Below are 12,006 nucleotides of genomic sequence, written 5' to 3'. Positions count from 1 at the left end.
ACTGGCCGGGGACGGTATTAGGCGTCCCGCCTGACGACGCTGCCGAGTCAGGCGCTGCCGAGTCAGGTGCTGGCGCGTCCGAGACGGTGGTGGTCAACCCGGCTGAGCTCGGGGTGGCGCTGAGCGGTGGTTCTGGGCCGGTGCTCGACAGCGCGGGGTATCCGGCGCCGCCGGCCGACCCGAACTATCCGGTTCCTCCGCAGGCTGGTCCGCCGGCTCCGGAGTATGCGCCGAGCTACCCGCCGTCGGCGTTCCCGCAGTCCGGCCCCCCGCAGTCGGACGCGACCCAGCCGGTCTTTCCGCAATCGGAGGGGGCTCCCCCGGCGTTCCCGCCGCCCGGCTACCCGCCTGCGCAGCCCGAGGCGCCCGGCTTCCCCCCGGCGCCCCCGCAGTCGGCGTTTCCGCAGCCGGCGTTCCCGCCGGCGCCGGTCCCGCAGTCGGGGCCTCCGCAGCCGGGGTATCCGCAGTCCGGGCCTCCCGCCCAACCGGGCTTTCCCGCGCAACCGGGCTTTTCCGCGCAACCGGGCGGGCCCCAGGCGGGTCCGGCCTTTCCGCCGCCGCAGTACGCGCCGCAGGCGGGGCTCCCAGCCGTCCCGGCCCAGCCGGCCAACTACGCCCCCCAGCCCTCCAAGGTCTTCGGCCCCGACGCGACCCCGGTCCAGGCCACCTGGACCCCCGACGGCCTGCTCCCGATGCCCGAGCACGCCGACAACCGCCTCCAGCGCCTCAAGACCAGCCTCAACTCCGGCCGCGCGGCCCGCGAGTCCGCCGGCGTCGCGCACGAGCTGAGCCAGCCGATCACCGTCACCCGGCGCATCGCCGTCCTCGGCATCCGCGGCGGATCGGGCAAGAGCACGGTCGCCGCACTCCTGGTCAGCGCCTACGCGACCCACCGCGGCGACCGCGTGCTGGCCGTCGACGCCGACCCCGACCTCGGCTCGCTGGGCCTGCGCCTCGGGGCGTCGTCGCCGACGTCGTTGTCGGGCCTCGGCAAGGTCCCGCGCGTCTGGTCGACCCTCGACGAGGCCGAGCGCTGCCTCGGTCGGAGCCAGTCCGGCGCCTGGGTGCTCTCCGGCGAGCGCGGCTCGGCCGCGCCCGAGGTGGTCCCGCCGAACGCGTACCTCGGCGTCGTGCACGGCATCAGCCGTTACTTCGCGGTGACGGTCATCGACGCCGGTGCCGGCATGGTGACGCCGCTGAACCAGTCCGTGCTGGCCGACGCCCACTCGATCGTGCTGGCCACCCCGGCCAGCGTCGACGGCGTCGTGTCGGCCCGGCGCGCGCTGGAGTGGATCCGCGAGTGGGGCCCGCACCGGCTGCCCCAGACGCTGGTCGCGCTGACCGCGATGTCGCCGCAGGCGGCCGCCATCGACCTGAACCGCACCGCGGAGGCGTTCGCCCCGTTCGGCGTGGTGCCCGCGCTGCTGCCCTACGACCGCCACCTCGCCACCGGCTCGACGATCGAACCGTGGCGCCTCGGCGAGCGCACCCGCAACTCCGCGGTGCAACTGGCCGCCGCCGCCCTGGCCAAGTCCCGAGCCCTCCCCTGACCGCCGGGCCGCAACCGCGGCTGCGGCCCACGGCCCGCTACGCGGCCGATCCCGCGGCCAGGATCTCCGCCCGACGCTTCAGGTGCGTGTTCCGCGCCGTCAGGATCCCCAACAGCTGACGCCGGACCGCGACCTCGTCGGCCAACCGGCCCACGGGCCCCAGCGGCGACCGCCACCCGATCCGGTCGGTCACCAGCGTCCCGGCCCCGGTCGGCGCGAAGAAGTGGTCGTGACGCAGCGATGCGAACGGCCCGCGCACCTGCTCGTCCGAGAACGTCGTCGGCGCCTCCATCGAGACCACCCGCGCGTCCAGCCCGAGCCACAGCCCGAAGTGCCGAGCCCGGAAACACACCAGGTCCCCGGCGTCCAGCAACCCCGAGAGCCGCCCCGGCGCCACGACCCGCTCCCCCGTGTGCGCCATCGCCGACGTGTGCTCCCGCACGTCCCGGGCCAGGTCGAACACCAGCTCGACCGGCGCGTGGACGAGCGTCGTCGTCATGAGGACCGGCACGTCACACGGCCTGCAGACGCGTGCGCAGCTCCTCGATCAACGGCGCGTCGGCAGGCAGCCACGGCACGTCGTCCAGCGAGTCGGCGTCCAACCACCGAAGGGCGGCGTGCTCGAGAGCCGCAGGCTCACCGAGCGCGCGAGCCAGCCACACGCGGAGGACCCCGCGGCCGAGGGCGAGCGGGATGTCCGGACCGAGGCGCTCGCCGACCTCGACCTCGACGCCGAGCTCCTCGCGGCACTCCCGGACCAGGGCGGCCTCGTCGCGCTCGCCCGGCTCGACCTTGCCGCCGGGGAATTCCCAGCCTCCGGCCAGCCGATCGGGCTCGGCCCGCTGGGCAGCCAGAACCTGCCCGCGGTCGTTGATGATCGCAGCGCCCACGACGGTAAGAGACACGTCAACAGTGTTCCATCCGCGCGGAATCGGGCACCCAAGAGCCAGGAAGGTTCTGACCGACGCCTGCGTTGTCACGATGGACGGGCGGAACAACCGAGGGAGATTTTGATGGCCACGGTGGAACTCACCACCGACAACTTCAACGAGACGCTGTCCCGCGACGGCATCACGTTGGTCGATTTCTGGGCGTCCTGGTGCGGGCCGTGCCGGCAGTTCGCCCCGGTCTTCGAGAAGGCGTCCGAGCAGCACGACGACATCGTGTTCGGCAAGGTCGACACGGAGGCCCAGCAGGAGCTCGCGGCGGCGTTCGACGTCCGGTCGATTCCGACGCTGATGATCGTCCGGGACCGCGTGGTGCTGTTCGCGCAGCCGGGCGCGCTGCCGGGCGACGCGCTGGACGACCTGATCGGCCAGGCCCGCGCGGTGGACATGGACGAGGTGCGCAAGCAGGCCGCCGAGTCCGAGGAGACGGCCGAGGCCTGATCGCCTGAGCTCAGGCCGCCCGCATCGGCCCTGGGCTGAAACCCACGAAACCTGAGAGAGCACGGACCCAAAAGTCCGCATCTCTCAGGTTTTGTCTTTTCTGCCGATGAGCCACCCGGGGTGTCAGCATGCGCGCTGAGGTGGGAAGCCGGCCGGATGAGCACTGAGCTGGTCACCGGTCTCACGACCGGGTCCGACTACGACCCGCTGGACGACGCGTCGTCCTGGTGGGGCGGCCAGAAGAACCGGTCCCGGCCGACGATGCCGCCGGACCCGGCGGCGATCCGGCGTCAGCTGGCCTGGCGGCGGGCGATCACCGGTGTGCTGGCCGAGCCGGAGCAGATCCGGGTGGTGTTCCAGCCGATCGCCGACCTGGCCCGCGGCACGGTTGCCGGCTACGAGACCCTCGCGCGCATCGACGCCCCGGTGCCGGGCATCGGCGACCGCCTCTCCCCCGATCAGTGGTTCGGCGCCGCTGAGGAGAACGGGCTCGGACCCGCGCTCGAGGGCGTCGTCATCGCCCGGGCCCTCACCCGCCTGGACGATCTGCCGCCGAACGCGTTCCTGACCGTCAACGTCAGCCCGCACCTGCTGGGTACGCCGGAGCTCGACGAGGCGTTCGCCAGCGTGTCCGAGCTCTCGCGCGTCGTCGTCGAACTGACCGAGCACGTCGCCTTCGGCGACCTGGAGTCGATCACGACCGAAACCCGCCGCCTGCGGTCGGCCGGCGCCCTGATCGCGGTGGACGACGCGGGCAGCGGTTACGCGGGCCTGCAGCAGATCCTGGAGCTCCGGCCGCAGCTGGTGAAGCTCGACCGGGCGCTCGTGGCCGGAGCCGACCGGGACCCGGCGCGGGCCGCGCTGGCCGAGCTGCTCGGGCAGTTCGCCGGCCGCCTGGACGCGTGGCTGCTGGCCGAGGGCATCGAGACCGTCGGCGAGCTGGCCACGTTCTGCCGGATGGGCGTTCCGCTCGGGCAGGGCTGGCTGCTCGGTCGCCCGGCCGACGAGATGCTCCCGCTGGCCGACGAGGTGCGGGCGCGGGTGCTGGCCGAGACCAGCCGGGTCGCGGTGACCGACGCGATCGCCAGCGTGATGATCAGCAAAGTGACGGTGACCACCGCCGATCGGTGCGACTCGCCCGATCCCCAGCCGGAGCCGGAGCCGCTGGTGATCGTCGACCGGTCGGGGTCGCCGGTCGAGATGGTCGCGCCGGACCCGCGGGACGGCGTCATGCGGAAGCTGCCGGTGAGCCTGCGCGTGCTGGCCTCCGACGCGGCCGACGACGTGCTGCTGCGCGCGTTGACCCGCTCGGCCGAGCACCGGTTCGACCCGGTCGTGTGCACCGACTCCTGGGGTCAGGTGATCGGGATCGCGCTGGTCGACGAGCTGACCAGGCACGTCGTGAAAGCCCGGGCCGAGGACCACTAAACCGGTTCGTCGGGCGGTCGATCTCCAGGGGGTCTGCTCCCCCTTGGAGGTACGGAATGAAGCACTTCGCCTGCGGTGACGTCGTCAGCGGTTGCACGGCCGTCTTTGTCGGCGACAGCGACGACGAGATCCTCGCGCTCGTGGCGCAGCACGCCCGCCAGGACCACGGCCTCGTCGACGTACCCGGCGATCTCGTTTCCGCCGTGCGGGCCGCGATCGTCACCAAGGCGGCGTAGGCAGCGATCTCCCCGGTCGGTACGGATAAGCTGCCGAACCACGTCCGACCGGGGAGATCGATGACTACAGCACGTGTGAGCAGGCCCTGGCGGTCGCCGATCGTCGCCCGCGACCCGAACGAGGCCCACCGCGCCTCCACACCGCTCGAGTTGCTCTTCGACCTCTGCTTCGTGGTCGCGATCGCGTCGGCCGCGTCCGAGCTGCACCACGCGCTGATCGAGGAGCACCTCTATCCCCAGCTGCTGAACTACCTGATGGTGTTCTTCTCCATCTGGTGGGCGTGGATGAACTTCACCTGGTTCGCGTCCGCGTACGACCCGGACGACGTCCCGCACCGGCTGCTCACGCTGGTCGAGATCGCCGGCGTGCTGGTGCTGGCGGCCGGCATCCCGCAGGCGTTCGAGCACGAGGACTTCGGCATCGTGACGGTCGGCTACCTGATCATGCGGCTGCCGCAGATCGGGCTCTGGCTGCGGGTCGCGGTCAGCTGCCCGGGCGATCGGACGACCGCCCTCCGGTACGCCGGCGGGCTCGCGCTCGTCCAGGTCTGCTGGGTGTTGCGTCTGCTGCTGCCCGACCCGTGGGGCTTCGTCGGCTTCTTCGTGCTGGCGGCGGCCGAGATCGCGGTGCCGATCTGGGCCGAACGGACCGGCGTCACGACCTGGCACCCCGGCCACATCGCCGAGCGCTACGGTCTGTTCACGCTGCTCGTCCTGGGCGAGGGGGTGCTGGGCGCGACCGTGACGATCCAGGCCGCGATCAGCGAGGGTGTGTCGTGGAGCCTGCTCGGCGTCGCGCTGGCCGGGTTGCTGGTGATCTTCGGGTTGTGGTGGTCGTACTTCACGCGTCCGGCCGAGGAGGGCCTGCGGGGAACGTCCCGGGTGTCGTTCGTCTGGGGGTACGCGCACTACGCGGTGTTCGCGGCGCTGGCCGCGGTCGGGGCCGGGATCGAGGTCGTGGCCGAGACCGCGACGCACCACAGCGAGCTGCCGGCCGCGGGTGCGGCGTTCGCGCTGGCCGTGCCGGTGGCGGTCGCGCTGGTCACGGTGGGGGCGCTGCAGAGCGGGCTGGACTCGTCGCGGTCGTATCTGCTCCGGTTCGGCGTCGCCGGGGTGCTGGCGTTGGTGGCGGCGGCCAGCACGTGGGCCGGTGTTCCGCTGGCCGTCGCCGCGCTGCTGATCGCGGCCGTCGTGTGCGCGCTCATCGTCGTCGATCTGATCGACGTCGAACGGTGATCAAGGTTCGAGGCGGAACAGCAACGAGTCGCGCCACCGTCCGCGCACGAGGAGGTGGTCGGGGAGCCGGCCGACCGGCCGGAACCCGGCCTTGGTGAGGACCCGCGCGGAGGCGAGGTTGTCCGGGTCGCAGGTCGCGTCGATCCGGTGCAGGCCGAGGGTGCCGAAGGCGTGGTCGACGAGCAGCGTCGTCGCCTCGGTCGCGTAGCCGCGGCCCCACCAGGGGCGGGCCAGCGTGTAGCCGAGCTCGCCGCGGTCGGCGAGGACGCGGACCTCGGCCGCGCCGATCAACTCGTCCTCCGCCCGGACGACGACGGCGAACGGATGGATCGACGGCAGCGGGTCCACGACGGACCGGACGAACTCGGCGGTCTCCTCGGGGGTGTTGGGGCCCCAGTCGGTGTAGCGGGTGACCTCGGGGTCCGACGCGTAGCGGTGGACGGCCGCCTCGTCGGTGGGCCGGAACGGGCGGAGGAGCAGCCGCGCCCCGGCGAGCTCGGTCACTGGAAGTAGTCGCGGAGGTGGGTGATTTCGCCGTTCGCGGTCCGGACGATGTGGACGAGAGACATCGGTACGTCGCCGATCATGGCGTCGGTCTCGGCGATGAAAATCGCGGGGTCGATGGTCTGGTGCGGGACGTACCGGATGTCGGTCGGCGGCGGGGTGGTCGTGAGGGTCGCGTGGAGTGCGGCAAGGTGGGCCTGGATCGCGGAGCGGCCCTGGGCGCGGCTCGGGGTGAGGGGGGCTTCGTAGACACCGTCGACGGCGAAGAGGCCGGCCTGGAGCTCGGCGTTCCTGGTCAGGCCGGCGTAGATGTAGCGCTCGAAGAGCTCCTGGGGGGTGGGCACGGTTGGAGATTACGGAGGGGTACGGGGGTGAAGGGTGCGCGGACGGATTGTGGACCGAGGGGGTGACAGGGGGCTCCGGGTGCGAAACGATTCGCATGGAGTTTCGGCGTCAGATCGATTCTCATTGAGCTTCGGCGTCAGATCATCGGGCGGAGCTCGATTCCGGTGAAGCGGGCGTCGGGAATCGCGGCGGCGATCTCGGCGGCGCGCTCGGGAGTCGCGCAGTCGAGGATCACGAAGCCCGCGAGTTGTTCTTTCGTCTCGGCGTAGGGACCGTCGGTCACGATCTTCTGGCGAGCTCGGACGCGAACGGTACGGGCTGTCGTGGGTGCATCGAGCATCTCGCCGCCGAGGAGCTCGCCGGACTCGGTGATCGCGTCCCGGAGTTTTTCGGCTCGGTCGTGGATCGCGGCGCGCTCGGCCGGCGGCAGGGCGAGGAAGGCCGGGTCGTTGAGGTAGATCGGGTGTGCCCAGGTGAGTGGGTTGCCGTAGATCAGGACCAGGTACTTCATCGGGCCTCCGGCCGGATCGGGCCGGCGATTCCGACCACGTTGCCCTCCGGGTCGGAGAAGTGCCCGACCGCGATCGGGCCGTTCGCCGTGGACTCCAGCAAACGCTTCCCACCGAGCCGCTCGGCGTCCCGCAACGTTTGTTCGACGTCTGGTACGCCGACGTAGAAGATCACGTGCGGAGAGTGCCCGGGGCCGCCGCCGATGCCGCCGTTGATCGGGCTGGGGTTCTCGGTGGAGGCGCCGTCGATGAAGCCGTACTGGCCCGGGTCCGAGACGAGGTCGCTGGAGGCGTCGCCGACGTTGTACTCCCAGCCGAACAGTTCGGCGTAGAAGGTCCGTAGCGCTGCCGGGTTCTTGCCGATGATTTCGAAGTGCACCACTGCTCGTGCCATGTCCGACCTCCGAGTTGACGCCGTGCCTCGTCGGCACAGCTTGCAGGAGGGGGTCGGAGCTCGCGTGGACTGTTCGACGTTTCGCACACGAAAAGGCCCGGAGCGGTTTCGCTCCGGGCCTTTTCGTGGGGGCTTCAGTTGCAGTAGCTGTAGTCCCAGCAGTCGTTGTGGTGACGACGCTTGTGGTGGCGACGACGCGGCCGGCAGTCGTAGTCGTACGAGTAGTCGTTGCAGTCGTACTGGTAGTCGTAGCAGCCGCTCATGTCGTCCAGCCTCCGTGATGTTCTGTTGGGGCGTGTTCCCCGTGTGTCATTAGCTTCGCGGGGATCGGGTGTGGGTTCGTTCGGCCGCGTAACGGCGGGAACGTTCCCTTGCGAACACGGTGGGCCGGTCGTGGCCGGGAGCGGGTTTGTGACGAGATTGGATGGCGGGGTCCGGATCTTCGAGATCGGGACTGGCGGCGCAGTTCCTGTCCGGTCTGCAAGCACGTGCGTTGATCACCTGTCCTCGAATCGGGCTCACCGGCACGCCAGGCAGGGGGTCGGATCAGAGACATCCGCCAGGAGGGGCAGCTCAATGGCCCAGCGACCACGGCTCGGGGCAGTCGTCGCGGCGGCGACTGGCGCTGCTGATCACTGCCGAACACACCGCGGAGTTTGTACTGCCGGCCGGGGCGAGCGCTGGCCGATAAGGCCCACGGATCCTGCACCACTAGCATCCCGACGCGGCGAAGGGCCCGGAGCGGTTTCGCTCCGGGCCCTTCGCGGTGAGGAATTTCAGCTGCAGTAGCTGTAGTCCCAGCAGTCGTTGTGGTGACGGCGCTTGTGGTGGCGACGACGCGGCCGGCAGTCGTAGTCGTACGAGTAGTTGTCGTTGCAGTAGTCGTACGAGTTGTCGTAGCAGCCGCTCATATCGTCCAGCCTCCTGAAGTCCTCGGGGCCGTTCCCCGTGTGCCTCCAGCTTCGCCGGAATCACACCCAGGCTCGTTCGCCCTCCCGACGACAGGAACGTTCGCTTGCGAACAGAGGGGGCCGGCCGGATCCGGCCAGATGAAAACGGCGCGTCCGGCGTACCGGTCGCGATCGCGGTGACCGGGTTCAAGACGGGCGGCCACCGGCCCGGTCCGAGTGCTCCGTGGTAGCCGCCGAGATCCCGCTGCGGCTCGGGTACGCACGACGCGAGCGCGTCTCGTTTCGGCCACGACCCGGTCCGGTCGCTTCTGCGGTCGGCTGAGCCCTCTGACAGAGACCAGCACCTCACACGGCGGTGGCAGCAACCGCGGATCGTCGTCGGCCTGACTTGCGGTCGGCCCAGGACCATTTGCTTTGCAACACTCGCGGCCCGCCACAGGTGCCGACGGATCGGACGAAGGCTCGATCGGCGCCGGACGGCGTCAGCTCGGTAGCGGTAGGTTCTGCTGTCCCCGTAGAGCCAGTGCATACCGCGGACGGTCGGTCGTGAAGGCCCACAAACGGCGCTCTTCGCTCGCCCACTGGATCAGCCCCGGACTGTTCACGGTCCAGGCCAGAACGCGCAGCCCTCGGTCGTGCGCCCAGCGGAGCAGGCCGGCTCGGGCCAGGCGGTGATTGACGGCCAGCATGGTCGGCGAGCAGCGGGCGATTCGGCCGGCCGGGAAGAGCTCGGCCAGCAGCGCGGGGATCGCCGGGAGCTTGCCCAGCGACAGGGCCACCGAGAGGTGCGGCATCGAAGTCCGCAGCACCCGCACGCTCTCGTCTTCGGTCGTCGTGACGAAGAAGCCGTCGGTTCCCAGGTACTGCTCGCAGAGGCCGGCGATGGCGACTTCGTCGCCGGTCTCCTTGATGTCCACGTGCGCGATCGTTCGGCTTCCCTGGATCGCTTCCAGGGCTGACCGTAGGCTCGGCGCCTGCTCGGCTCCGGGGCGCGGTAGGAGAGAATCGTGGGCGATGGCCAGGGATCCGTCCGGCGCTCTGCGGACGTCGAACTCGACCAGGTCGACACCGAGTTCCACGGCAGCCTGGATCGCCTCCAGGCTGTTCGGGCGGTGGATCCCTTCGGGACCACCTCGATGAGCCGAAATCAACGGCTGGGACATCGCGCCTCCCCACGCACCGCGAACGGAGTTCGACGGTAACCAGGCCGGGTGTACGTCAGCCGCCCGAAATACGCTGACCGCGTGGCGCCAAGTCGAACTCCCCGTTCAGCGCCCCTCCGACGGCATCCCCATTCAGCCCTTCACCGCCACTACGCGGATCCGACGATAATCCGCCCACCAAGCCCCGTTCCGCCACAGCCGGTCCCGCACCCGGTCCTCCAGCTCACCGACGAACTTCTCCGCGTCCACGCCCTCGAGCAGGAACTCCGCGTGCATCCGCAGCCAGTTCGCCAGGCCCTCCGTGCCGTCGAGCACCGTCGGACGGTCGAACAGCCACGCCGACCGCACCTCCAGCTCGGCCCCCTCCACCACCGTCGCGTACTCGCCGACCGTCGGGTAGAACCACGGCACCGGCGCCCGCGGCAGCCCGAACTCCTCCCGGACGTCCTGAGCCGCGTCGACGATCGTCCGCACGTTGCCCGCGCCGCCGAACTCGGCCACGAACCGCCCGCCGGGCCGCAGCGCCGACGCGACCGACGCCACCACGGCGGCCGGCTCCGGAATCCAGTGCAGGACCGCGTTCGAGAACACCGCGTCGTAGTACGCCTCGACGTTCAGCGCCCGGGCGTCGGCCACCGAGAAGTACGGGTAGTCGGGATACTTCTCCTCGGCCCTGGCGATCCGCGACGGGCTCTGGTCGACGCCGTCCGCGGCCACCCGGCGCGACCGCAGCAGCGCCACGTGATCGCCGGTTCCGCAGCCCAGGTCGAGCACCCGCTCGCCGGGTAACGCGGCGAGCAGTTCGAGCAGGTCCCGCCCGTACGAAGCCTCCGAACCACGGTCGGACATCGAGGCTTCCCAAGTCTGCATGGCCCCCGACCCTACTCGCTGTCCCATCATTCAGGAAACTCGTCCCATTATGTAGACGATAGCCGCGACAGCGCACGGCTCAGCAGCGCCGCGACGCCCGGCACCGCGATGATCACGCCCAGCACCGCCAGCACCGTGAACGCCGGCACCAGCACCGTGCGCTCGACCGTGCCGCCGGCCCGGACCGCGATGCGATCGGGCATACCGACCTCGTGCCACCGCCTACCCCGGATCGGCAACGGCCACAGCACCGGACACCCGGCCTTCGTGATCATGTCGCCGAACGTGTGCACCACGCAGCCGATGCCGACCGAGAGCCCGAGCAGCGGATACCCCCGGTCGGCCGGCAGCGTGTCGATCGCCACGTACGCCGCCAGGGCCGACAACGCGGTGACGATGATCCAGCCCGACGACTTGGCGGCGTCGGCCATCAGTCCCCGGATACCCAGCCCGAACAGCAGGAACAGCGCGATCACCACTGCGGTGCGCCCGTAGCGCTCGGCCAGATACCCGACGCCGAACCCCAGTCCGGCCGCGAACAGCCAGGTATGGGTGAACGTCCGGTGCCCGTTCCGCCGCTTCGCGTCCCGACGAGACCGCGTCACCGTGTAGACGCCGAGCGACACCTTCTCGACGCACTCGGCCAGGAAGAGCGACACGATGCCGAACGTCCGCGCGACCGTGGCCCCGCCCTTGTTGGCGGTGACCCGGCCGGACGTGTCGAGATCGGGAAGCAGCGCCGCCCCCGCGCAGGCGACCGTGTAGGTCGTCAGCTCGATCGGGGACTGCATGTAGCCCCCGAGTTGGGCCGCCACCGCGGAGCCGACCAGCCAGGCGGCGGCTCCGGAGATGGCATGGGTAGGCCCCATGACCATGCGCGCTCACTCTCCACTGTGCACAACCAAAGTCCAAAGGCGAAACCCGCACAGTGAAGCACGCACCACTCACGAAACCGGACAGCGACACTCCGCTACTCGACACCGGCTTCGTGGTCGAGCAGCCAGCGCTTGGTCTGGACGCCCCACCGGAAGCCGCCGAGCGTCCCGTCGAGGCGGAGCACCCGGTGGCAGGGGACGAACAGCGCGGCCGCGTTGCGGGCGCACGCCATCGCCGCGGCCCGCACCGCCGTCGCGTTTCCGGCCAGCGCCGCGTACTCGGTGTAGGTCACCGGGTCGCCGGCCGGAACCGTGCGCAGCGCGTCCCAGGCCGCCATCATGAACGGCCCGGATTCCTGACGGACCGGCACCGCGTCGATCGCGTTGACGTCGCCCTCGTGGTACGTGATCACGGCCTTCGTGACGTCGCCCAGCTCGGCGCGCGGCGTCAGCTGGGCGGGCCGCAGCCGGGGGTGGATCAGCCCGACGAGATCGTCGATCGTGCTCGTCCAGCCGCTGGCCAGGACGGTTCCGTCGGCCTCGATCGCGGTGAACGCGCCGGCCGGGGTGTCGACAGTGGAGTAGTAGGCGGACATT

General features: G+C 70.8%; 17 protein-coding genes. 5 read left to right on the top strand and 12 right to left on the bottom strand.

Annotation, left to right across the window (positions count from 1 at the left end; genetic code table 11):
- Window positions 1-89 precede the first annotated feature (89 nt).
- Complete coding sequence (locus tag FL583_RS42295) at window positions 90-1,550, top strand: CpaE/TadZ family protein (RefSeq protein WP_276611549.1); 1,461 nt, start codon at window positions 90-92, stop codon at window positions 1,548-1,550.
- Window positions 1,551-1,587: 37 nt separating this feature from the next.
- Here the strand turns inward: FL583_RS42295 and FL583_RS04275 are convergent, their stop codons facing one another.
- Both FL583_RS04275 and FL583_RS04270 read right to left on the bottom strand, forming a co-directional pair.
- Entirely contained in the window at window positions 1,588-2,049 is a 462-nt protein-coding gene (locus FL583_RS04275; protein WP_142703121.1) for an SRPBCC family protein, read from the bottom strand.
- Window positions 2,050-2,062: 13 nt separating this feature from the next.
- A complete protein-coding gene (locus FL583_RS04270; RefSeq protein ID WP_142703120.1) occupies window positions 2,063-2,455 on the bottom strand; it encodes a (deoxy)nucleoside triphosphate pyrophosphohydrolase in 393 nt (130 codons plus the stop codon).
- Window positions 2,456-2,563: 108 nt separating this feature from the next.
- On the opposite strand from FL583_RS04270, the gene trxA reads away from it, so the two are divergent.
- The 4 genes from trxA (at window position 2,564) to FL583_RS04250 (ending at window position 5,838) form a co-directional block, all read left to right on the top strand.
- The gene (gene trxA, locus FL583_RS04265; protein ID WP_142703119.1) at window positions 2,564-2,938 is read left to right on the top strand and encodes a thioredoxin; all 375 of its coding nucleotides are present in this window, start codon (window positions 2,564-2,566) and stop codon (window positions 2,936-2,938) included.
- A 156-nt stretch (window positions 2,939-3,094) separates the two neighbouring features.
- Entirely contained in the window at window positions 3,095-4,366 is a 1,272-nt protein-coding gene (locus tag FL583_RS04260; protein ID WP_205751825.1) for an EAL domain-containing protein, read from the top strand.
- A 56-nt stretch (window positions 4,367-4,422) separates the two neighbouring features.
- On the top strand, window positions 4,423-4,602 hold the full coding sequence (locus FL583_RS04255; RefSeq protein ID WP_142703118.1) for a DUF1059 domain-containing protein: 180 nt from the start codon (window positions 4,423-4,425) through the stop codon (window positions 4,600-4,602).
- A gap of 60 nt (window positions 4,603-4,662) precedes the next feature.
- On the top strand, window positions 4,663-5,838 hold the full coding sequence (locus FL583_RS04250) for a low temperature requirement protein A (RefSeq protein WP_142703117.1): 1,176 nt from the start codon (window positions 4,663-4,665) through the stop codon (window positions 5,836-5,838).
- Here FL583_RS04250 and FL583_RS40750 read toward each other — a convergent pair whose 3' ends face one another.
- From FL583_RS40750 to FL583_RS04215, 10 genes are all read right to left on the bottom strand, one after another.
- Window positions 5,839-6,342: a GNAT family N-acetyltransferase gene (locus FL583_RS40750; protein WP_205751824.1), complete on the bottom strand. Its 504-nt coding sequence runs from the start codon at window positions 6,340-6,342 to the stop codon at window positions 5,839-5,841.
- Window positions 6,339-6,686: a nuclear transport factor 2-like protein gene (locus FL583_RS40745; protein WP_205751823.1), complete on the bottom strand. Its 348-nt coding sequence runs from the start codon at window positions 6,684-6,686 to the stop codon at window positions 6,339-6,341. The genes FL583_RS40750 and FL583_RS40745 overlap by 4 nt, the downstream gene beginning before the upstream one ends.
- A 137-nt stretch (window positions 6,687-6,823) precedes the next feature.
- On the bottom strand, window positions 6,824-7,198 hold the full coding sequence (locus tag FL583_RS04240; protein ID WP_142703115.1) for a YciI family protein: 375 nt from the start codon (window positions 7,196-7,198) through the stop codon (window positions 6,824-6,826).
- Window positions 7,195-7,590: a VOC family protein gene (locus tag FL583_RS04235; RefSeq protein WP_142703114.1), complete on the bottom strand. Its 396-nt coding sequence runs from the start codon at window positions 7,588-7,590 to the stop codon at window positions 7,195-7,197. Before FL583_RS04235 ends, FL583_RS04240 begins: the two co-directional genes overlap by 4 nt.
- A gap of 134 nt (window positions 7,591-7,724) precedes the next feature.
- Window positions 7,725-7,853, bottom strand: coding sequence for a hypothetical protein (locus tag FL583_RS42290; RefSeq protein WP_276611547.1), 129 nt, complete (start codon window positions 7,851-7,853; stop codon window positions 7,725-7,727).
- Between the two features lie 513 nt (window positions 7,854-8,366).
- On the bottom strand, window positions 8,367-8,501 hold the full coding sequence (locus FL583_RS42285; RefSeq protein WP_276611539.1) for a hypothetical protein: 135 nt from the start codon (window positions 8,499-8,501) through the stop codon (window positions 8,367-8,369).
- 482 nt (window positions 8,502-8,983) lie between these two features.
- Entirely contained in the window at window positions 8,984-9,664 is a 681-nt protein-coding gene (locus FL583_RS04230) for a glycerophosphodiester phosphodiesterase (RefSeq protein WP_142703113.1), read from the bottom strand.
- A 132-nt stretch (window positions 9,665-9,796) separates the two neighbouring features.
- On the bottom strand, window positions 9,797-10,534 hold the full coding sequence (locus FL583_RS04225) for a class I SAM-dependent methyltransferase (RefSeq protein WP_142703112.1): 738 nt from the start codon (window positions 10,532-10,534) through the stop codon (window positions 9,797-9,799).
- A 47-nt stretch (window positions 10,535-10,581) separates the two neighbouring features.
- Window positions 10,582-11,409: a metal-dependent hydrolase gene (locus tag FL583_RS04220; RefSeq protein WP_142703111.1), complete on the bottom strand. Its 828-nt coding sequence runs from the start codon at window positions 11,407-11,409 to the stop codon at window positions 10,582-10,584.
- 95 nt (window positions 11,410-11,504) lie between these two features.
- Window positions 11,505-12,005: a methylated-DNA--[protein]-cysteine S-methyltransferase gene (locus FL583_RS04215; RefSeq protein WP_142703110.1), complete on the bottom strand. Its 501-nt coding sequence runs from the start codon at window positions 12,003-12,005 to the stop codon at window positions 11,505-11,507.
- Between the last annotated feature and the right edge of the window lies 1 nt (window position 12,006).

It is taken from the genome of Cryptosporangium phraense, from assembly GCF_006912135.1.
Lineage (GTDB): Bacteria > Actinomycetota > Actinomycetes > Mycobacteriales > Cryptosporangiaceae > Cryptosporangium > Cryptosporangium phraense.
This window is presented reverse-complemented; position numbering and strand designations above follow the sequence as displayed.

Excerpts from the sequence above, each read along its gene's own strand:
- FL583_RS04275 (WP_142703121.1), bottom strand. The coding sequence starts at position 2,049 with ATGACGACGACGCTCGTCCACGCGCCGGTCGAGCTGGTGTTCGACCTG.
- trxA (WP_142703119.1), top strand. The coding sequence starts at position 2,564 with ATGGCCACGGTGGAACTCACCACCGACAACTTCAACGAGACGCTGTCC.
- FL583_RS04260 (WP_205751825.1), top strand. The coding sequence starts at position 3,095 with ATGAGCACTGAGCTGGTCACCGGTCTCACGACCGGGTCCGACTACGAC.
- FL583_RS04255 (WP_142703118.1), top strand. The coding sequence starts at position 4,423 with ATGAAGCACTTCGCCTGCGGTGACGTCGTCAGCGGTTGCACGGCCGTC.
- FL583_RS04250 (WP_142703117.1), top strand. The coding sequence starts at position 4,663 with ATGACTACAGCACGTGTGAGCAGGCCCTGGCGGTCGCCGATCGTCGCC.
- FL583_RS04240 (WP_142703115.1), bottom strand. The coding sequence starts at position 7,198 with ATGAAGTACCTGGTCCTGATCTACGGCAACCCACTCACCTGGGCACAC.
- FL583_RS04235 (WP_142703114.1), bottom strand. The coding sequence starts at position 7,590 with ATGGCACGAGCAGTGGTGCACTTCGAAATCATCGGCAAGAACCCGGCA.
- FL583_RS42290 (WP_276611547.1), bottom strand. The coding sequence starts at position 7,853 with ATGAGCGGCTGCTACGACTACCAGTACGACTGCAACGACTACTCGTAC.
- FL583_RS42285 (WP_276611539.1), bottom strand. The coding sequence starts at position 8,501 with ATGAGCGGCTGCTACGACAACTCGTACGACTACTGCAACGACAACTAC.
- FL583_RS04230 (WP_142703113.1), bottom strand. The coding sequence starts at position 9,664 with ATGTCCCAGCCGTTGATTTCGGCTCATCGAGGTGGTCCCGAAGGGATC.
- FL583_RS04225 (WP_142703112.1), bottom strand. The coding sequence starts at position 10,534 with ATGCAGACTTGGGAAGCCTCGATGTCCGACCGTGGTTCGGAGGCTTCG.
- FL583_RS04220 (WP_142703111.1), bottom strand. The coding sequence starts at position 11,409 with ATGGTCATGGGGCCTACCCATGCCATCTCCGGAGCCGCCGCCTGGCTG.
- FL583_RS04215 (WP_142703110.1), bottom strand. The coding sequence starts at position 12,005 with ATGTCCGCCTACTACTCCACTGTCGACACCCCGGCCGGCGCGTTCACC.